Source organism: Nocardia sp. NPDC051929 (assembly GCF_044548645.1).
Classification (GTDB): Bacteria; Actinomycetota; Actinomycetes; order Mycobacteriales; family Mycobacteriaceae; genus Nocardia; species Nocardia sichangensis.
Map to the genome: position 1 here is coordinate 1 of NZ_JBIUCG010000045.1, position 18,018 is coordinate 18,018.

The 18,018-nt window shown below is 61.6% G+C and carries 17 protein-coding genes and 1 pseudogene; 7 read left to right on the top strand and 11 right to left on the bottom strand.

Features of this window, described 5'->3' with window-relative positions; all coding sequences use genetic code 11:
• Positions 1-613: 613 nt before the first annotated feature.
• The 7 genes from mmsB to ACIHAX_RS36930 form a co-directional block, all read right to left on the bottom strand.
• Positions 614-1,513 (bottom strand): 3-hydroxyisobutyrate dehydrogenase, encoded by a 900-nt coding sequence (gene mmsB, locus ACIHAX_RS36900; protein WP_397282316.1) that lies wholly within the window; start codon positions 1,511-1,513, stop codon positions 614-616.
• A gap of 145 nt (positions 1,514-1,658) precedes the next feature.
• Positions 1,659-3,179, bottom strand: a complete 1,521-nt coding sequence (locus tag ACIHAX_RS36905) for a CoA-acylating methylmalonate-semialdehyde dehydrogenase (protein ID WP_364439223.1) — start codon at positions 3,177-3,179, stop codon at positions 1,659-1,661.
• A gap of 68 nt (positions 3,180-3,247) precedes the next feature.
• Positions 3,248-4,096, bottom strand: a complete 849-nt coding sequence (locus ACIHAX_RS36910) for an SDR family NAD(P)-dependent oxidoreductase (protein ID WP_364439226.1) — start codon at positions 4,094-4,096, stop codon at positions 3,248-3,250.
• A gap of 169 nt (positions 4,097-4,265) precedes the next feature.
• Entirely contained in the window at positions 4,266-4,853 is a 588-nt protein-coding gene (gene hsaB, locus ACIHAX_RS36915) for a 3-hydroxy-9,10-secoandrosta-1,3,5(10)-triene-9,17-dione monooxygenase reductase subunit (protein WP_364439229.1), read from the bottom strand.
• 197 nt (positions 4,854-5,050) lie between these two features.
• Positions 5,051-6,244 carry an acyl-CoA dehydrogenase family protein gene (locus ACIHAX_RS36920; RefSeq protein WP_364439231.1) on the bottom strand — a complete coding sequence of 398 codons (1,194 nt, stop codon included), beginning with the start codon at positions 6,242-6,244 and terminating at the stop codon, positions 5,051-5,053.
• Positions 6,245-6,249: 5 nt separating this feature from the next.
• On the bottom strand, positions 6,250-7,125 hold the full coding sequence (locus ACIHAX_RS36925) for an alpha/beta hydrolase (protein WP_364439234.1): 876 nt from the start codon (positions 7,123-7,125) through the stop codon (positions 6,250-6,252).
• 9 nt (positions 7,126-7,134) lie between these two features.
• Positions 7,135-8,124, bottom strand: coding sequence for a pyridoxamine 5'-phosphate oxidase family protein (locus ACIHAX_RS36930; protein ID WP_364439237.1), 990 nt, complete (start codon positions 8,122-8,124; stop codon positions 7,135-7,137).
• Between the two features lie 114 nt (positions 8,125-8,238).
• Here ACIHAX_RS36930 and ACIHAX_RS36935 point away from each other — a divergent pair, with 114 nt between their 5' ends.
• A complete protein-coding gene (locus tag ACIHAX_RS36935) occupies positions 8,239-8,877 on the top strand; it encodes a TetR/AcrR family transcriptional regulator (RefSeq protein ID WP_364439240.1) in 639 nt (212 codons plus the stop codon).
• 252 nt (positions 8,878-9,129) lie between these two features.
• Here the strand turns inward: ACIHAX_RS36935 and ACIHAX_RS36940 are convergent, their stop codons facing one another.
• Entirely contained in the window at positions 9,130-9,576 is a 447-nt protein-coding gene (locus ACIHAX_RS36940; protein ID WP_397078907.1) for a transposase, read from the bottom strand.
• Positions 9,577-9,859: 283 nt separating this feature from the next.
• Here ACIHAX_RS36940 and ACIHAX_RS36945 point away from each other — a divergent pair, with 283 nt between their 5' ends.
• Together ACIHAX_RS36945 and ACIHAX_RS36950 are read left to right on the top strand one after the other, a co-directional pair.
• Complete coding sequence (locus ACIHAX_RS36945; RefSeq protein WP_397282320.1) at positions 9,860-10,399, top strand: hypothetical protein; 540 nt, start codon at positions 9,860-9,862, stop codon at positions 10,397-10,399.
• Between the two features lie 820 nt (positions 10,400-11,219).
• On the top strand, positions 11,220-11,363 hold the full coding sequence (locus ACIHAX_RS36950; protein WP_364439246.1) for an NAD(P)-binding domain-containing protein: 144 nt from the start codon (positions 11,220-11,222) through the stop codon (positions 11,361-11,363).
• A gap of 573 nt (positions 11,364-11,936) precedes the next feature.
• Here ACIHAX_RS36950 and ACIHAX_RS36955 read toward each other — a convergent pair.
• The 3 genes from ACIHAX_RS36955 to ACIHAX_RS36965 form a co-directional block, all read right to left on the bottom strand.
• Positions 11,937-12,197, bottom strand: coding sequence for a hypothetical protein (locus ACIHAX_RS36955; RefSeq protein ID WP_364439249.1), 261 nt, complete (start codon positions 12,195-12,197; stop codon positions 11,937-11,939).
• A 412-nt stretch (positions 12,198-12,609) separates the two neighbouring features.
• Entirely contained in the window at positions 12,610-13,479 is an 870-nt protein-coding gene (locus ACIHAX_RS36960) for an SDR family oxidoreductase (RefSeq protein ID WP_364439252.1), read from the bottom strand.
• Between the two features lie 444 nt (positions 13,480-13,923).
• Positions 13,924-14,436: a hypothetical protein gene (locus ACIHAX_RS36965; protein ID WP_364439261.1), complete on the bottom strand. Its 513-nt coding sequence runs from the start codon at positions 14,434-14,436 to the stop codon at positions 13,924-13,926.
• A 417-nt stretch (positions 14,437-14,853) separates the two neighbouring features.
• On the opposite strand from ACIHAX_RS36965, the gene ACIHAX_RS36970 reads away from it, so the two are divergent.
• From ACIHAX_RS36970 to ACIHAX_RS36985, 4 genes and pseudogenes are all read left to right on the top strand, one after another.
• Positions 14,854-15,378: a TetR/AcrR family transcriptional regulator C-terminal ligand-binding domain-containing protein gene (locus ACIHAX_RS36970; protein ID WP_364439264.1), complete on the top strand. Its 525-nt coding sequence runs from the start codon at positions 14,854-14,856 to the stop codon at positions 15,376-15,378.
• A gap of 951 nt (positions 15,379-16,329) precedes the next feature.
• Entirely contained in the window at positions 16,330-16,902 is a 573-nt protein-coding gene (locus ACIHAX_RS36975; RefSeq protein ID WP_364439267.1) for a transposase, read from the top strand.
• On the top strand, positions 16,899-17,267 hold the full coding sequence (locus ACIHAX_RS36980; protein ID WP_364439255.1) for a transposase: 369 nt from the start codon (positions 16,899-16,901) through the stop codon (positions 17,265-17,267). Before ACIHAX_RS36975 ends, ACIHAX_RS36980 begins: the two co-directional genes overlap by 4 nt.
• Positions 17,268-17,302: 35 nt before the next feature.
• A pseudogene (locus ACIHAX_RS36985) lies at positions 17,303-17,917 on the top strand (IS3 family transposase); the annotation flags it as partial.
• Between the last annotated feature and the right edge of the window lie 101 nt (positions 17,918-18,018).

Here is an 18,018-nt window from a genome sequence, read left to right on the forward strand (position 1 = left end):
CCACGTCGACACAGTCGAATCCCCAGCGAACGTCGATGCGTAGCGCAGCAACGTCGCCAACGACAACGGCTCGTCCTGCATAGTGCTCAACATCGCAACTCCTTCTTCTTCGATGACTTCCCCACAGAAAGCCAAGTCCCTTTCGGCCACCTTCGGCGTCTACGAAGTGATCGCGTAGAGCAACCCGATCCAACCGACCAGGAATATAGAATCGGCTTGCCGCTAGTGAGCACCGCACACGTCAGCCCACGCTCGAGGTCGGCCCAAGCCACGTCGAATTTGGTTGAGCGGCGGATTTCGGTGTCTGTCATTCGATGCAACTCACGCGGCCTTTGGGATCGCCGACGGTGTTCCTCTTCGATGTTCGTCCGGAATGCCCAGTGCGGCGTCCACGATCGAGGTGGTTCGTCAGCCCAGTAGGGCCTGAGTGGGTGCCGGTGGACCGGAAGTTCTCGTGGCGGGCGATGTTCAGTTGGGTGAGCCGGTCGGCGATTTGGTGGGTGCAGGTCTCGGCGCAGACCTCGCGTGGGCCGCCGATCGTGATCGCCTCGCACAGTTCGGGTTGCCTAGTCGTGCTCGGCCCGGCAGGGCTGGTCGAAGGGTGGATGCGACCTCACACGTACGGCGCAGTACCGAGCAGCTCGATCACCGCACTGAAGTCTTTGTCGCCATGTGTGTGAGCCATCTTGCCGAAGATTGTGGCGGCCTGAGTACCTATCGGCGCCGGCGAGCCCGTCGCGGATATAGCCTCCAGCGCCAGTCCGAGGTCTTTATTCATCAGCACAGTCGAAAACCCGGGAGCGAAGTCATGATTGGACGGCGATTCCGGTACGGGCCCCGGAACGGGGCAATTTGTGTTCGCAGCCCAACAATTTCCGGTCGAGCGGGTTATCACGTCGAAGAATGTCTGTGCCGATAAGCCGAGCCGCTCGGCGAGCAGGAAGGCTTCGGCTACGGCGATTTGCTGCACCGCAAGCACCATATTGTTGCAGATCTTGGCAGCCTGCCCGCAACCCGAGGCCCCACAGTGAATTACTTTGCCTGCCATGCATTCCAGCATCGGCAGTGCCCCTGCCAACACCGATGCAGAGCCGCCAACCATGAATGTCAACGTTCCCGCCACCGCGCCAGCTACCCCACCCGACACCGGTGCGTCGAGATGGTCGAAGCCGTGTTTATTCGCAACTTCATGAACGAATATGGCATCGTCGACAGATATGGTTGAGCTGTCAATAAAGAGCGTCTCCGGCGAAGCCACGGGCAGTATGTCACGATAGCAGCGTTTGACCGCTTCCCCGTTGGGCAGCATCGTTATCACCACATCGCTGTGCTCCACTGCGGCTCGCGCAGCGTCGAAGATCAGTACGCCCCTTTTCGCTGCGCAGGCCGATGCAACTGTCGCAGGGTCGAAACCGCGCACGTTGTAGCCGGACGAGACCAAGCGCGCCGACATCGGTCCACCCATGTTTCCGAGCCCGAGGAACGCGATCGTGGGCTCTGCATCCTTACTCATGATCAATCTCTTTCAGATACCGCCTGCGATCGAGATAAACACGGAGCGTGCGGCAATTATTTACTGACAGGTCCGATGGTTGAGCGCGTGAACGCGTGCGGCGCACTTACCATAACTGGCTTTGCACCTAGGTTGATGCGCGGGTTTAATCCATAGTCGGAATCACGAATTCAGCACCATCCTTGATTCCGGACGGCCACCGCGATGTCACGGTCTTGACCTTGGTGTAGAACTGGATCGACGCCGGACCGTGCTGGTTGAGGTCGCCGAAGCCTGAGCGCTTCCAGCCGCCGAAGGTGTGATACGCCACCGGCACCGGGATGGGCACGTTCACACCGACCATGCCGACTTGGACCCTGGATACAAAATCACGCGCCGTGTCGCCGTCGCGGGTGAACACCGCGACGCCGTTGCCGTACTCGTGCTCCGACGGAAGCCGCAAGGCCTCTTCATAGTCCTTGGCTCGCACCATGCACAGAACCGGCCCGAAGATCTCGTCGGTGTAGATGGACATGTCTGATGTGACATGGTCGAACAGCGTCGGGCCGATGAAGTAACCGTGCTCCAACTTATCGTCGCCGAATTGGAAGTCGTCCGCACCCCGTACGCGACCGTCGACGACGAGGTCGGCACCGACGGCCACGCCTGCGGCGATGTAATCGCGCACCCGCTCCAGCGCAGCGCTGGTCACCAACGGGCCGTACGTCGTCTTGGGGTCAAGGCTGTGGCCGACTCGCAAGTCCCTTGTCCGCTCAACCAGCCTGGCGCGCAGCCGATCTGCAGTCTGATCACCGACCGGCACCGCGACGCTGACTGCCATGCACCGCTCCCCCGCGCTGCCGTAGCTGGCGCCGATCAACGCGTCGACAGCCTGGTCGAGGTCGGCATCGGGCATGACGATCATATGGTTCTTGGCTCCGCCGAAACATTGCGCGCGCTTTCCGTTGGCCGCGGCACTCGAGTAAATGTACTGCGCGATGCCCGAGCTGCCGACGAAGCCAATCGCTTTGATCTCGGGATGTTCCAGAATGGCGTCCACGGCTTCCTTGTCGCCCTGCACCACCTGCAAGACGCCCGGCGGGAGGCCAGCCTGTTCGAAGAGTTCGCCGAGCCGCAACGGCACCGAAGGGTCGCGTTCGGAAGGCTTGAGTACAAAAGCGTTTCCGCACGCGATTGCAGGTCCTGCCTGCCACAGCGGGATCATCGCAGGGAAGTTGAACGGGGTGATGCCCGCGACGACCCCCAGTGGCTGGCGCAACGAGTAGACGTCGATTCCGCTGCCCGCATTCTCGGTGTACTCACCCTTGAGCAGGTGCGGGATGCCGACGCAGAATTCGATCACCTCGACACCGCGCTGAATGTCACCGAACGAGTCCTCCATTGTCTTACCGTGCTCCATCGACAGCATTCGCGCCAACTCGTCGCGGTTTTGATTGACCAGATCGATGAACCTCATCATCACCCGGGCTCGACGCTGAGGGTTCCAGGCAGCCCATTCCTTCTGCGCCTCGACGGCACCTGCGACGGCGACGTCGACGTCGGCAGGCGAGCCCATCGCCACCTGCGCTTGCGTCTCGCCGGTGTTGGGGTTGACGACGTCGACGGTTCGGGTCGATTGCCCGGCAGTACGCTGTCCATTGATGAAATGTTGAATCTGCGAAATCATGAGTGCTATCCAGGTAGAAGGTTTCAGATGCTGCGGAAGGTCGCGGAGGCCGAGGGGCGCACATCCCGCTAGGGCGCAAACTGCTTGCGTCCCAAGCCGAGAGTGGACATCACGATGCGGTCTTTCGTGGCGTCCGACACGTAGCGGAAAAACAGCAATGCGCCCTTCGCCTGAGCGCCCACAACGTACCGGGCGGCAGGCTTGCGCGAGACCAGCGCTTTGATCACAGCACGCACCACGGCCGCAGGCGGATCGGCCTTTCCCTTTGCCAAAGCCTCGCCTGTCGCCGCGATGGCTCGAGTGTAGATAGCCTTCGCTTCTGGGCTACCCGCGTACGCCGAGTTCTTCTCGGCAGTTGCGAAGAACCCAGTCGCGATGGCCCCAGGCTCGATATAACTGACCGACACACCTTGATATTTGAGCTCCATTCGAAGTGCGGAGCTGATCGAATCCAAGGCGGCTTTCGACGCAGACATCGCTCCATACATCGGTAGCGTCATTCGGCCTGCGGCACCACCGATGTTCACGATCCGGCCGTTCGCCGGCCGCAACATGGGAAGCATGGCCTGGGTCACGGCGACGTGCCCGATGACGTTGACCTCCATTTGGTGGCGCAGCGCGGCAATCGGCACCAGTTCCAGCGGGCCGTTGACGCTGATACCAGCGTTGTTGACCAGACCATAGAGTGGGCCGCCGTTGATGCGGGCGCTGATCTCGTCACGGGCCGCTGCGATCGACTCCGGATCGCATATGTCGAGTTCGATCTGCTGGATTCCGTGACGGCCGCTCAACCGGCCGTCCGGGTTACGCACGCCAGCGTACACAGTAAAGCCTAGCTCTGCCAACCGCGTGACGATGGCGGTTCCTATCCCGCCCGACGCGCCCGTCACAAGAACGTTTTTCATTTCGGTCGACACTTACCGGCTCCTTAAATTCAATATTCACGGCAATATTCCACTACCGCGGCCGTGTTGCATTAATTTCGGGTCGGCCCGGCTGGAGCGGCATCGCCAGCTCCGTCTGTCAAAATAGTGGCGGGCAACGAAGTCAGTCTGGTATGCAACTATCAGCTAGAACACCAGAAGGTTATTCGGGAAGACGCTGAGTAGTTGCCGACACAGGTTGTGATTGTGTGGTCGAATAGGTACCGCGATAGAACAGCAAAGGTCGTTCCTGTGGTATTGCAGGCTCGCGGACAGCGAAGACTCGCCCAACGACGATGTGGTGGTCTCCTGCATTATGGATGGTCTCGATCGTACAGTCGATCCAGGTCAAGGCGTGATCGAGGGCTGGCGATCCGGTGGGTGCGGGCCGCCATGCGACGGATTCGAATCCGCGATCTCCCGCAGTTCCGAAGTGTGCGCTCAGTTTCTCCTGTTCGCGTGAAAGTACGTTCACGCAGAACGATCCGGCCTGCTCGATGTGCAACCAACTGCGCGAGGATCTGCGTGGGCAAAACAATATCAAGGGCGGCTCCAGCGAAACGGACGCAAATGATTGGCAGGTGAATCCATAGGCTTTCCCATTGTGAATGGCCGTGACAACGGTAACTCCCGTGCAGAAATGTCCCAGTGTCTCCCGAAATCGGGCGGGGTCTATGCGGCTGTCAGTGGGAGATACGGTTAGGTGTTCATTGTGACTCACGTACGAACTAGCCCGGCCCGCGGCATGCATGCCTTCCCAGAAGGTCTACATCGAAGTCCGCGGCAATGTCGGCATTTGAGGAGACGAGATGACCTCGTCGAGCGAGGAGCCAAAGAGGCGCGCTGTGCAGCGCCATTGCCGCAGTCGCTGATCCGTGCTTTCGTCGTCATATTTCTCAATTCCTTTGATCGTTCATGACCCTAAGGCGGCCGCCGTAGCGGCGGCCTTCATGAAAGTCCGAGTAAGCCCCACGTCTTTCCCTCTGCGGCGCCGAGAAGCTCTTGCCCGCAGTCCTTGTAGAATGAGTCGCCAACCAGGACATGTTGGGTTACGGCATGTACATCGCGCAGACATCGCTGCAATGCACTGTCACGCAGCGCTGTTCCGCCGCCGACTCGGTAAGACCACGTGGCGACCTGTTCCGCGATGGTCGTGGCATGCAGCAGCGCCAAATGCAGCATCGTCTGGTGGCGGGTCGAGAATGGTTCACCGGCTAGGATCGAGGCTTCCAGGTCCGACCATTGCTCGTAGACGAAAGCACGTGCACTGCGCAGTGCCGCTTCGATTTTCGCGTACGCGGCCTGTACACGTTCGTTGTATGCAGGTGGCGCGAACGGCCCTTTAGCCGAACTCGCGATGACGACGGCTTCGTCGAGCGCGTGCCGCGCAACGCCGAGAGCCGCAGCGGTATGACCCAAGAGAGCCCAGGCCGGGAAGCCGATCATCGCAAAGGGTCCACCGTGCGTGGGCGCGCCGGTCAGGTCGATGCCATTGTCGCCCGGGACAATGACGGATTCGATGGTGTAGTCGACGCTGCCGGTTGCGCGCAGTCCGAGCACATTCCAGTTGCCCGCAGCCTGCACATGGGTCCTGGGCACGAGGAAGACCCGAACCTGGGGTGCGCCGTTGGCGTCGAGCTGAGGGCTGCCGTCTGGTCTCGTGATGAGGCAGGTGCCCAGAATCAAGTCGGCGACATGGAACCCACTGGCATAGGACCAGCGTCCGCTGATTCGGAAGCCTCCCTCAGCCGGCGTGGCCCGCCCGGTAGGCGCTCCCTGACCCGCGATCATGGGTGTTCCCTGTTCACACAATCGGGCAGCCACTGCCGGATCGAGATAAGACAGCATCATGGCCAGACTGTTTGTCACCATGGCGACCCAGCCCGCCGAGCCATCGGCGATCGCGATTGTTTCGAGTATCCGAAGAGCTTCGAGCGGGGGTATTCCGCAACCGCCGTGTTCTTCGGGTGCGCAGAAGTTCAGAAGGCCTGCCGAACGCAGGGCGTCGACAGTGTTGTCATTCAAATGTCCCAGGCTGTCGTTGGCGGGTGCCTCGGCTCGCAACAACTCGGTCAGCGACTCCGCGCGGCCTAGTAGTTCGGCGGCCGAAGTCGGCAGCGCGCCCACTCGTACAGTCGACATCGCAATCACCGTCCGCTGGTCGGCCCGGGCAGCACCGCGCCGGCGAGAAGTTGACGACACAGGGCCACCACAATGTCCGGGTGGGTGACGTGCGGAACGTGCGCTCCGGCAAGCCGATGTACCTCGATGTGCAGCAAATCGGCAAGTCGGTGCGCTCCAGCGGTCAGGTACGACGGGGATTCGGCTCCGATTGCGATAGTCAGCGGGACCTGCGGCTGGAAAGTTTCGGCGGTGAGCTCGGACAGACCGGGGAACTCGGTATTGAAGAGGGTTGCGGCATTACCCAGCATCCGATCTCGCAGTGCGGGTGCGATCGCGTCGTAGACGTCACTGCCCGCGACGAGACGAAGCATCGCTTCCGCCCCGCCTCGATAGTCACCGGCGGCGAGGAACGGGGCAATGGCTTCGAGCATCGGACCGGTCGCGACAGTGGGGTCCTCGAGCAGGAATGCCAGGAACGGCTCGTGCAACACAGCCAGGCGGACGAGGTCCGGCCGCTGTAACGCCAGGTTCAACCCGATCGCTCCGCCTAGGCTATTTGCCCATACCGCAGCCGGTCCTACGTCCAGGAACTCCAGCAGAGCTGCCGCGTCACCCGCCTGTTGGTGCAGCGACGTCGCCGTCCAGCCATCTGGCGCAGGGCTGCGGGAGTTTCCGCGTCGGTCGTAGGTGATCACGGTGTTGGTTTCGGAAAGCGACTCGCTCACCGCTTCCCATCCACCGGCGTCACCGAATGCGCCGGAGATGAACAGGATAGGTGGACCGTCTCCGCGCGTCTCGTAGTGCAGCTCGGTCTCGTTGAGGATGGCCGTGGCTGCCCTGTAGTTGCTTGTCATTCGTGTCCTTTGCCTCATTGCAGTGGATAACTTGGTGCTGATCAAGACGGCACATCATGTGCTGGCTATGTCGGAGACGAAGCCTGATCGGCGAGCTTGCCGCAGTCCGTAGCGGGTAATGCCGCCGATCACCACCCGATACAGCAGTTTCGACGGCGGTAGCCGATATCCCGCCTGTGTGTGGGGTGCGTACGACACCTCATCGGCCCCGGCCTCCGCTTCGAGCCAGCCGGTGTAGAGGCGCTGCTCTTGGCCGAGCGCGGCCTTACTGAACCAGTGCGCTGTCAAACCCGCACGTCGGCCACCACCCGGAACGAGCCCTTGGGGAATATCGAGCGCAATTCCGTGCTCGGTTTGCCGAACTCCACCGACGGGCACCACCATCGGGAAGCCGTCCCCGTCGACCCAGCCGAGCAGCGCGTCAGGTAGCTTCGAGACTCGCCTCACCACCTGGGCGATATCAACCCTGGGACTGGTGCCCTTGCCCGGCGGTTTTTGCGATGCCAGCAGACCAACCGGTGTGGGTACTCCATGCACCACCCTCTCCGTTCGGCACGACAGATCCGACCATGTCGAGACCCGTTCCACCGCCACGCGAATGCCGATGCGCTCCCACTGGTAAGCCTTCATCCACCAACCCCATAGGCCGCGATCTCGCGGTCCCATGAATCGTTCCCAGTTCGCGTCGATCGATTCCAACCACGCTCGGTCCACGTTGGTCGAAAACGAGGCGGTTCCTTGCATCAGCACGTAGTGCGGTTCGTGGGCGTAACCGTGACGTCGGGTGTGGAAGGCGAGCGCGACCCGAGGATTGCGTCGTATCCGCGCGAGCTTGCGCCAGGCCGCCAACGAACTCAGAAGAGTCACTGTGCCATCCGCACGGTCTTGCAGAGCAAAGTTCGTCAGTGGCGTCATCACTACCCCACCCGCCGGCGTGACGCTTGCGAACATGACCACCAAGTCTCCACTCAGGACGGTTTCGACCTCGTCTGTCCAGCTGACAACGCCTGTTTGCCGCTCGCTGGAACCGTCCGAACCACTCATTGAGAGAGCCTCCGATCGCTGTGATGTTGCCAAGAGGATAATTCTCGACAAGGTTGATTGTCAAGACCCACAGTCTCGACAAAGTGGTGTTCACTCGCGCGCTACGCTGACTTGGTGACGAATGAGACATCAGGCGGCACCGACAACGCGCCAGCCTCGACTATGCGACGCCGCCACACCGGACGGCGCCGCAACGAGGAGGCGCGGCAGGCGATTCTGCACTCGGCCATCGCATTGCTGACAGCACCCCACTCTTCCACCATCACAATGGATGCGCTGGCGAAAGAAGCAGGTGTCGGTGTTCAAACCATCTACCGATGGTGGCCATCCAAAGCTGCGGTCCTAGCCGATGCGTTGACAAACGACGCCCGCGACCGGATACCGGAAACTGATACAGGTACCACACTAGGAGACCTCACGGCCTTCTTGGCGGCCTCGTTCCGAGCGGCGAACTCGACGCCGGTGTCGCGCGCACTCAGAACACTGATGGCCGCGGCTCAGCACGATCCTCATGCCGCCGAGGTTCTTCGTACCTACACCGCTCAACGTCGATCAGTAGTGCTCGCGATACTCGAGCACGGACAACGGCGCGGCGAACTCACAACCGATGCCAACCTCCCCCTTGTGGTCGACCATGCGTTCGGTTTCATCTGGTATCGACTGCTGGTCGGGCACGCCCCCCTCGACGAGACAGCCGCCGCGGAAGAGGCCACCTATCTGCTCCGGCCAATACTGAATAATCTGCGTGAATGAGATTCGATCAGCCTAGGGGCACGACCCAGTCCGGAAGGCACGCCCCGATGCTCATGCGTGGCATAGGCAACAAAACTGGCGGTACGCGGGCTCGCCAGTCGCGATAATACTCGGGACGCAAGTCGAATACCGGCGGCGGAAGGGCCGTCGGCAGACCCTACCGATTGATGGCGTCAGTGACGGAATACTCCTGCGGGTTGAGGAACTGGGGATCATGTAGGGCCAGCATGTCCCATACCGCTTTGGTCGAAGCTAATTGGTCGCTAGTCCAGTTGTGCCGGTAGTTGGTGTCGTGCAGCTGACCCGTGTCGCAGACACCGTCGGTTGCGATATCTGAATACTGCCCGCGGTGCCTGAGCACTGCCGCTGCACCCCGACCGAGCACAGTCCCTTCTTCACGAAACCCGTCTCATCGACCACCAGCACCCCGTCCGGTGAAGCCAATGCCTCGACCACATACGCGCGGACCTGATCGCGCACCTCGCGCGCCCGGTTCAGCAGATGCCGGCACCCGTCGGGGCACTCACCGCCCCCGCCGACCTCGGCCAGCTGTCGTGAGTTCTTCCACTCCGCCAGCGCCAGCAACCCTGCCACATACGCCCTCGCCCACCCTGCGGCTCCGCCCGCCCGAACAACCCCACCAACGCGAGCCAACACATCATCCAGACTTCCTCGCCACACCGAAATATCCTGCGGCACAACGTTATCCAGCAGCAGCCCGCAGAATCTTCGACGGAGAGTGTCAACCGTCCTCGAGCGTTGATATCGACCGGTTGCGACATCATGGCCCCTCCGATCCGGTCGGCACCCAAGGAGTGAGGCTCGTCGAGAAGGGATGGATCACCGGAAAATTTACCGGAACCGACCGTATTGACAAACGTCTTGTCGAGACGTACGGTATTGACAACTCGAATTGACCCGAAGGTGATGCGGACGTTTCACAGAGTTCGCCCGAAGATGCGTCGAAGTGAGGTGGTGAACCATGTATCTGAACGGGGATGCGTCACCAGAGGAGCGACAAGGCGACCATCCCTCTTCGAGGGGCGATGTGCCGCTGTTGGATCCAGCACAGCTGTTTCAGGCGATCTCCGGGCGCTTCTCCGGCGTCTTACCATTGTCTGGATGGGCACGGGAACTTGGCGATTTGCATGCCGAATTGATGCGGTTCGAACTCGACCGGGTGCCGCGGCTACGCGACTTCGATAGTGAGCAAGTTCGCGCCAGGATCGATCGAGTCATAGGTGAGATCGATGCATGGGCGGCGGTCCATGTGCCTCGCGCGAAAGGCGCACGGAAGCATACACATTCACTGGGCGAGGTCATCAGTCACATCACAAAAACCTACGCCGAGGCTTGGTGGACAGTACTGCATTCAGTAGATACCGAACTGCGATGCCAGGCTTGGTTCCATCTGGGCGAGGCTCGCGAAGGCTATACCGAAATGGTTAACGAGTTACGGGAAAGGCATCTTCAACTACCGTTGGGGGCGAGTGGAATTCGAAGAGGTCGAATCGGATGTTGAAGGCGCGATCAAGACTACCGCCAGTAACGCAAAGAGCCCACCGACCATCTCGGCAACGAATATGAGAGGCACGTATGGAAAACCCAAATTGATACAGGCTTGGACGACGACTTTCGGGCCGATCAGAAGTCCCAGTTGAATGAGCAGGCAGGCGAAGCCGGATCCATTGGATGCATTTATCTGAGCCTGTTTCAACGATATCCTACTCCGGTTCAGGCCGCCCCGAGGTGCGGATGCTCGGCATCCTCACTCCCTGGCAATGACGCCACGGTAGTTCACAATGGCGTGATCCTCGGGTCGGCAGTGAACTCGAGGTCATTCAGTTCAATGCCGTCGAATGCGACATATGGCCTGCTCTGTCTGCATGCAAGCCCCTCCGCTGGAAGCGGAGTTTCGTCCATCGTCTAACGATTAAGTATTTGGGAATATTTTGTTCCATGATTGAAGTACATTGCTTGATATGCGGAACCGAATTGTACTCGAAAACGGATCGTCCTCGACATAGTCATGAGTGCTGTTTCTGTTTCACATCGGAGCAACGTGGCATTCGAATGACATCGGAGGATTGGAACGCTGTCGCCGGTTGGCTCGACCCGAGTCGAAACGTGCTCAGGGGGCAAATGGCGGCCGAATAACTGCCTCGACCCTGGCTCAGGGACGATCAGGCGCGCCCTGCTCTCCGGCAAGCTCGGCCGGGTCGTCGTGACGACATCGCCACCGCCGTCCCGGATTCCGAATTTCGTATTCACTATGCTGCCGAACGCCGACTCCGTGGCCGAAGCCCTGCCCCAGGCAGGGGACGGCGTCTTCGATCTCGCCGATGCGGAAGCTGTTGTCATCGATTGCTCGGACTATCGATGTGGACCAGGCCCGCGGACTCCACACGGTTGCCGAATATCGCTCGGTTCGTTTTCTCGATGCGCCGGTTTCCGGAGGAGTCAACGGCGCTATGGCGGGACGCTGACGATCATGGTGGGCGGTGACGAGTCATTCGAATCAGCTCGGCCATCCTCGAGGATTTTGGCAGCTATGTCGTCCATCTAGGCGGTGCCAAACTCGGACAAGCCGCGAAGATCGTCAGCAACATTAGCTTCGGGATTTGTCTCGCCGCCACATGTGAAGGGGTCGTGTTGGCCGAGCAACTGGGGCTGGACTCACCCGCTCGTGCAGCGATAACGGGGCTGCGCGCATCTGGCACCCGGTCGCCGACGTTGTGAACAGCACGCCCAGCGGCCGAGACTTCGCACCCGGATTTATCGCATCCCTCTTGGTCAAGGACCTCACGCTGGCGCTCCGTGCCGGCGACACCGCAGGTAGCCCGCTGAAAATCGCGTGCACAACCCATCGCCTGTCACCGAACACATGAATGCCGACGTCGCGCACCTCGACTGCATCTCCCTTCACCGCCCTACGCGCGGTCGTGACGAGCCGGACCGGCTTGAGGTGCTGCGATGAGACACCTTCTGTCGATCTCAGGCGGCGAGTGCGCGTTGGCGGTTGCTGACGTGGGTTTCTTCGTTGTAGGCGATGCCGCGGGTCAGGCAGTGCCACAGGAAGTCGAGCCACCGGTTGGCCAGCGCGCGCAGGGCACGGTGGTGGAATTTGCCTTTGGCGATCTTGGAGTCGTATAACTCGAGTGCCCATTTGGAGGTGCACAGGCTGCAGAACGCCCATCGATGGACCGCAGCGCCGAGGTAGCGTTGTGCGCGAGTCTGCGGTTGACGACGAATTCGCTGCGTCCGGATCTGCGGGTGACCGGTGCGGTGCCTACGTAGCATTGCAGCGCGTTCGCGGTCATGTATTGCTGGTTGTGGCCCCGATTTCGTCTGCGATCCGGGCGGCGAGGACATGCCCGAGTCCGGGAAGCTCAGGTAGATTTCACCGCCCGGGACGGCTTTTCCGGGATCGGGATCCCTGGGCTGTTTGTCACGACGATAGCGGACATCGCCGAGCAGCAACCCGCTCATGCGCCGTGCCCAGTCTTTACGGTCTTGGCCCAGGACCATCAGCTGGTTAGCGGTCATCGCGATGGTGGTGGCCTTGGCGCGCACCAGATACTCGCGGGCGAGCAACTGCTCGACCGCCAGCGCGCCCAGCACCCGAGCAGCGAAGCGGTCGGGCCATCCGTGTTTCGCGCCACAGGCGAATGCTTCCAGACTGTCACGGTCGAGCTCGGCCAGATCAGCGTTAGTACCGGATACGCCTGTCTCTCATTCGCTGTCAGCGGACGCTGGCCCGGAGCCGTGATCCAGACCGAATATGCGGCGGATTTCTTGTTCATACTGTTCGAAGGGCAGCTTGCGTTTGAGTACCGTGATCGCCTGCGCATCCTTACCAACGACGCGCCGAAAGGTGTCGTCCGATTCGAGAGCTGCCGCGCAAATTGCCTCTACGACCTCGTTGGGGTCCTGCAGGCGCCCAGTGATCATCGTGCGGTCGATGGCCTCCGTCATCCAGGCGAATGTCTCGCGCTCGGGATGGTCGTCGGCGAAGGCGGCGGGATATCTCGCGGCACCAAAGAAGTTGGTGTCGTATGCCCCCGGTTCGATCACCACGACCCTTACCCCGTGTGCCGCCAGCTCCCAGCGCAGCGCTTCGGAAAGTGCCTCTACACCGTGCTTACTAATGCTGTACGCCGACTCGAACGGCGCTCCGACGAGCCCCGCCATGGAACTGATGTTCACCACCGTCCCCGATCGGCGGGCGATCATCGACGGGACGACATATCGAACCATACGAGCTACACCGAGTACGTTCACATCGAAGGTCTGCGTCAGGTCGTTGTCGGAGAACGTCGTCAGCGGCCCTAAGGGACCTCTCTGACCGGCATTGTTGACCAAAGTATCGATTTCGCCTTCGGCGTTGATTTCCTGCAAGGCACTTTCGATGGAGTCCGAATCGGTGACGTCCAAGCGGTGCAGTGACAGGGGTAGATCTTCCTGTTGGGCAGCTCGCGTCAATGGCTCGGCCGCCGTGAGATCACGCATAGTGGCGAATACGCGCTGGCCGCGGCGTGCGAGCTCGAGCGCACTGCGCTGACCGAAGCCGCTACTGCAACCGGTGATGAGAATGTTCGTCATTGGAATGGCTGTCCTTTCGCTGGCTTGCCCAGATAGGAGTTGACTTGACGGCGACGCTTTGTGGTAAGCCGAGCGCCGGCAAAGCGCTCGGCGGATGGATTGGATGCGGCATTGATCTTTAGATGATCAACGTCTGGCCAATAGCCAGCATTAGCTTGCTGCGGCCAAGACCTAGTTAGCCATTGCGACGCCAGAGGATGGCTACACTGCTATCCATCCCGCAGTGATCTCGCCCTAAAGGGGAGTGGCGGGGAAGGTTGGTGACCACCCATGCCGACCATCCTGACAGGACCGAAAAGCGCGCACCGCCGCACGCAACGGGCATCTGCAACAACGAGTGCGCTATCGACTATTTTGTGCACCATTAAGAGTCCAGATCGAAGGGCCGGCAATGCCAGACAAGAAGATTGTCGCGCAAATTCCTCACACCGCATGTCGTGTTCCTCAACCAGATGAGCATCTGGTCAAGGAACACGATCGGAGGGATGCGCTTCGGTGGGGTTCATCACGACGTCGGCTCGTCTTCCGACCGGCGACCGAGCAGAGCTTCAGACCAGGCCGATCAGACTCCATGCCTTTCCCTCGGCCACGCCGAGCAAAGCTCGTCCGCAAGTCTTTGTAGAAGGCGTCTCCGATCAGGACGTGCTGAGTGGCGGCGTGGATGTCGCGGAGAGATCGTTGCGGAGCGCCCTCGCGCAGAGCGGTGCCGCCGCCTGTCCGATAGGACCATTGTTCTGCTGCATTAGTCGCATTCAGCAGGGTCAGTCGCAGAAGGGTGTGCTGACGTGTGGCGAACTCGTTGCCGGCCTCGACTTCGACCTGGATGTCGGCCCATTGCTCGAAGACGAAAGCGCGAGCACTTCGGAGGCACGCCTCGGCCCGGGAACGGTCTTGCAGACCGAAATTTTTGAGGGGACTCAGCACAACCCCCTCGGCCGGCGTGACGTCGGCAAGCATCACGGCCAAGTCGCCGTTCAGGACCTCCTCGACCAAGTCGGGCCAGTCGCATCCGCCACTTGGCTGAACCGCATTGTTCGTGCCGCTCACTCCCGCACCTCCTCGCAGAATACCGGTACGGTAAGTCTTGACAAATCATGTTGTCAAGACGCATCGTTCTGATAAATTAGAGGATGACAGTGCGCGATACCCGCTCGAATTCGCCAGCCTCAGGAGTTTGCATGCTGCGCCGACTCCAACAGGTAGGCGGGGTGATGAGGCTGGCGCAGGCACCTCGCAGGACCGCGCCAGGCGGTATCCTCAAACGGGACGGAGGCAGCGGATTTGGTACAGCAGACACCGGCCGGAGGTTCCCGTCGGCCCCATACTGGCCGACGCCGCAACGAGGAAGCCCGCCAGGCAGTGTTGCAGGCAATGATGGATCTTCTAATGGCTTCGGACACCACCGCCATCACGATGGAGGCGCTTGCCACAGCCGCCGGGGTCAGCAAGCAGACGATCTATCGCTGGTGGCCGAACAAGGCTTCCGTGGTCGCGGAGGCTTTGAGTGAACGAGCCCGCGCGCGCGTACCGACCGTGGATACCGGAAGCGTTCTCGGCGACATGACTGCGTTCCTGCAAGCCACCTTCAAAGCAGCCAACTCCCGCCCGGTCGCTCGTGCTCTGCGAACACTGCTTGCCGAAGCACAAACCGATTCTGGAGCCGCCGAGATCCTTCACACCTACACTGACGAGCGGCGTCAAGCGTTGGCAGCGTTGCTACAAAGAGGCCAACAGCGAGGGGAACTCGGCGAGGATATCGATCTCCCCTTAATCATCGACCAAGCGTTCGGCTTCGTGTGGTATCGGCTTGCAGTTCGACACGCAACCCTCGACCGCTCCGCCGCGATCGCGCTCTCTGAGAACCTACTGCCGGGAACACACTCTTCTTCACAGACATAGTCGACGACCCATGGAGAGCACTGATCGGAACCATGGATGACCCCGGGGTACCTTCCTTCCCTGAGGACTTGAAAGACAACGGGCTTCAGGTAGCCGTAGAACGCGCCGCATTTCGGGCGGATATGCCGTAGCTGCTTGTTACAGGTGGTCGGTGACGGTAGATGGTTTCGCGGGAGACGCCGAAGGTTTCGGTGATTTGGGCGACAGTGTAGCGGGCGTTTGGCTCAGTGCGCTCGGCCTGCGCCTTTTGGGTGCCTGCGGTGCCGTGTCGGGGCTGCGAAGGTGGTGGGATTTGAACCGTCACGAGTCGGGGACCGCTTCCTCCTAGAGGAAGATGGTTCCCATCATGTCGAAGCGCTACCCCCGAGGTTCGTGAGAAGGCTGTGCGTCTGGCTCTCGAGCGCCTCGATGAGTACGGCACCCCGTATGCCGCTGCGCAGGCAATCGCGCGGTTGGTAGATGTCCATTTCGAGACGCTGCGGATCTGGATCAAGAAGGCGTTGGCCGAGGGCCGAGCGAAGCGGCCGGCGCGGGCCTGTCCGCGCCCGAGCGCGAGGAACTGACCGAACCGCGGCGAGAGGTCCGCGACCTCAAGCAGGCCAACGAGATCCTGAAGCTGGCGTCGACTTTCTTCGCGTTGCTGTTGGGGCCCAGCGAGGTTCGCTCGTTTTTCGCTGCCCCGGGCGTTCGAATGCTGGTGGCTTGTCACGATGTGCGGCCCCGCTGGGCCCGGCCAGTGGGGTTCGTGGCTCGATATGAGCGCGTGAACTGCCCAATTGACGCGTACCCGCCCTTACTCGGCTCGTCAGATCTGGATGAACTGCGGAGAGGACGAAAACCGTTGAGCCTGATCGTGATCGGCGTAGATGCTCACAAGCGCAGCCATACCATGGTGGCCGCCGACTGGCGGTGAAGACGATCGGAACGACCAGTGAAGAACATCTCAAGGCCGTGGAGTGGGCCAAACAAGGGTCCGGCGTGAGGTTCGCGCTGGAGGACTGCCGCCATGTCACCCGTCGGTTCGAACGCGATCTGCTGGCCGCGGGATTCGAGGTCGTCCCGGTGCCGACACATCTGATGGCCGCCGCCCGCCAAGGTAGCCGGCAGAAGGGTAAGTCCGACCCGATCGACGCCCTGGCCGTCGCGCATGCCGCGTTGCGCGAACTGGATCTGCCGACCGCGCGCTTGGACGGGCCCGCACGAGAGGTGAAGCTGCTGTCGGACTACCGCCACATCCCGGTCACCGAGCGCACCGACCGTCTGCGCTGGCACCTGCACGAACTCGACCCCGGTCTGGAGATCCCCTCCCGCGGGCTGCGCCGCTACTGCGTAACCCACGACCTCGCGCAACGACTGACCGGCTTCGACGGGCTGGTCGCCCGGCTCGCACGGCAGATGACCGCACGCTGCCGGGAGCTGACCCGACAAGTCAACGATCAGGAAGGCCAACTGCGCGACTGGGTCCGGGCGCTAGCGCGAGCCTGCTCGCCATCCCCGGCTGCGGAGTACTGTCGGCCGCGGTGATCATCGGGGAAACCGCTGGGGCCGGGCGGTTCCGGAACAAGGATGCTTATGCGCGGTTCACCGGGACCGCGCCGATCCCGGTGAAGTCGGGCGCCACCTCGGGCAAGGTGCGCCTCAACCGCGGCGGCAATCACTGGATCAACTGCGCCCTGCACATGATCGCACTCACCCAGACCCGCGGCCTCGGGCCCGGCAAGGACTACGTCGACAAGCTCGTCGGCCGCGGCAAGACCCGCGTCGAGGCCGTGCGATTGCTGCGCCGACGTCTGTCCGACGTGGTCTTCCGTTCCCTGATCACCGACGAGCGAGTCGCCGCACAGACCTGCCCCGCGAATACGGAAACGGTTGTTTTGCAGATGGCTTGACATAGGAGCATCCGGGAACTCGACCCGCGACACCGGTGATAGTCGGGTTCATCGACGAGTACCGCCAGGTCTACGGCGTCGAGTCGATCTGCCGCGCGCTGTCTGCGCACGGAGTCCAGATCGCGCCGCTGACCTACCGCAAAGCCCGCCACCGACCACCCTCGGCCCGCGATGCCACCGACGCCTACCTCGAGAACGCGTTACGAGACCTCGCGGGCAAGCCCGAGCAAATGTACGGCCGCCGCAAGATGACCCGCTACCTGCGCCGCCAAGGCCACGACGTGGCGTTCTGCACCGTCGACCGGATCATGGGCGAACTCGGGCTCAACGGTGTCGTGCGAGGCCGCAAGCATCGCACCACGATCCCGGGCAAGGACGGCGTGCGCGCCACCGACAAGCTCAACCGCGACTTCACTGCCCCCGCTCCGGACCGGGTGTGGGTCGCGGATTTCACCTACGTCTCGACCTGGACCGGATGGGCGTATGTGGCGTTCGTGTTCGACGCTTACTCTCGCGCGATCGTGGGCTGGACCGCCGCGGCCACCAAGACGACAGCGTTGGTGGACAAAGCTCTCAACATGGCCGTGTGGCGGCGCGGCCACTACGGACACCCGGTCGAGCCCGGACTCATATTTCACACCGACGCGGGCAGCCAGGCCGTATTCAATCGGTCGTCGCAACACCGGTTTGTTGGAGCGATCGTAGCTGCTCGGTGAAGGCTTCAGCGGGCGTCTTCCAGCCGAGGCTTTTG

Excerpts from the sequence above, each read along its gene's own strand:
- ACIHAX_RS36965 (WP_364439261.1), bottom strand. The coding sequence starts at position 14,436 with ATGCTTGCCGACGTCACGCCGGCCGAGGGGGTTGTGCTGAGTCCCCTC.
- ACIHAX_RS36905 (WP_364439223.1), bottom strand. The coding sequence starts at position 3,179 with ATGATTTCGCAGATTCAACATTTCATCAATGGACAGCGTACTGCCGGG.
- ACIHAX_RS36955 (WP_364439249.1), bottom strand. The coding sequence starts at position 12,197 with ATGACCGCGAACGCGCTGCAATGCTACGTAGGCACCGCACCGGTCACC.
- ACIHAX_RS36970 (WP_364439264.1), top strand. The coding sequence starts at position 14,854 with ATGGATCTTCTAATGGCTTCGGACACCACCGCCATCACGATGGAGGCG.
- ACIHAX_RS36960 (WP_364439252.1), bottom strand. The coding sequence starts at position 13,479 with ATGACGAACATTCTCATCACCGGTTGCAGTAGCGGCTTCGGTCAGCGC.
- ACIHAX_RS36920 (WP_364439231.1), bottom strand. The coding sequence starts at position 6,244 with ATGTCGACTGTACGAGTGGGCGCGCTGCCGACTTCGGCCGCCGAACTA.
- hsaB (WP_364439229.1), bottom strand. The coding sequence starts at position 4,853 with ATGCATGCCGCGGGCCGGGCTAGTTCGTACGTGAGTCACAATGAACAC.
- ACIHAX_RS36930 (WP_364439237.1), bottom strand. The coding sequence starts at position 8,124 with ATGAGTGGTTCGGACGGTTCCAGCGAGCGGCAAACAGGCGTTGTCAGC.
- ACIHAX_RS36950 (WP_364439246.1), top strand. The coding sequence starts at position 11,220 with ATGCGGAAGCTGTTGTCATCGATTGCTCGGACTATCGATGTGGACCAG.
- ACIHAX_RS36945 (WP_397282320.1), top strand. The coding sequence starts at position 9,860 with ATGTATCTGAACGGGGATGCGTCACCAGAGGAGCGACAAGGCGACCAT.
- mmsB (WP_397282316.1), bottom strand. The coding sequence starts at position 1,513 with ATGAGTAAGGATGCAGAGCCCACGATCGCGTTCCTCGGGCTCGGAAAC.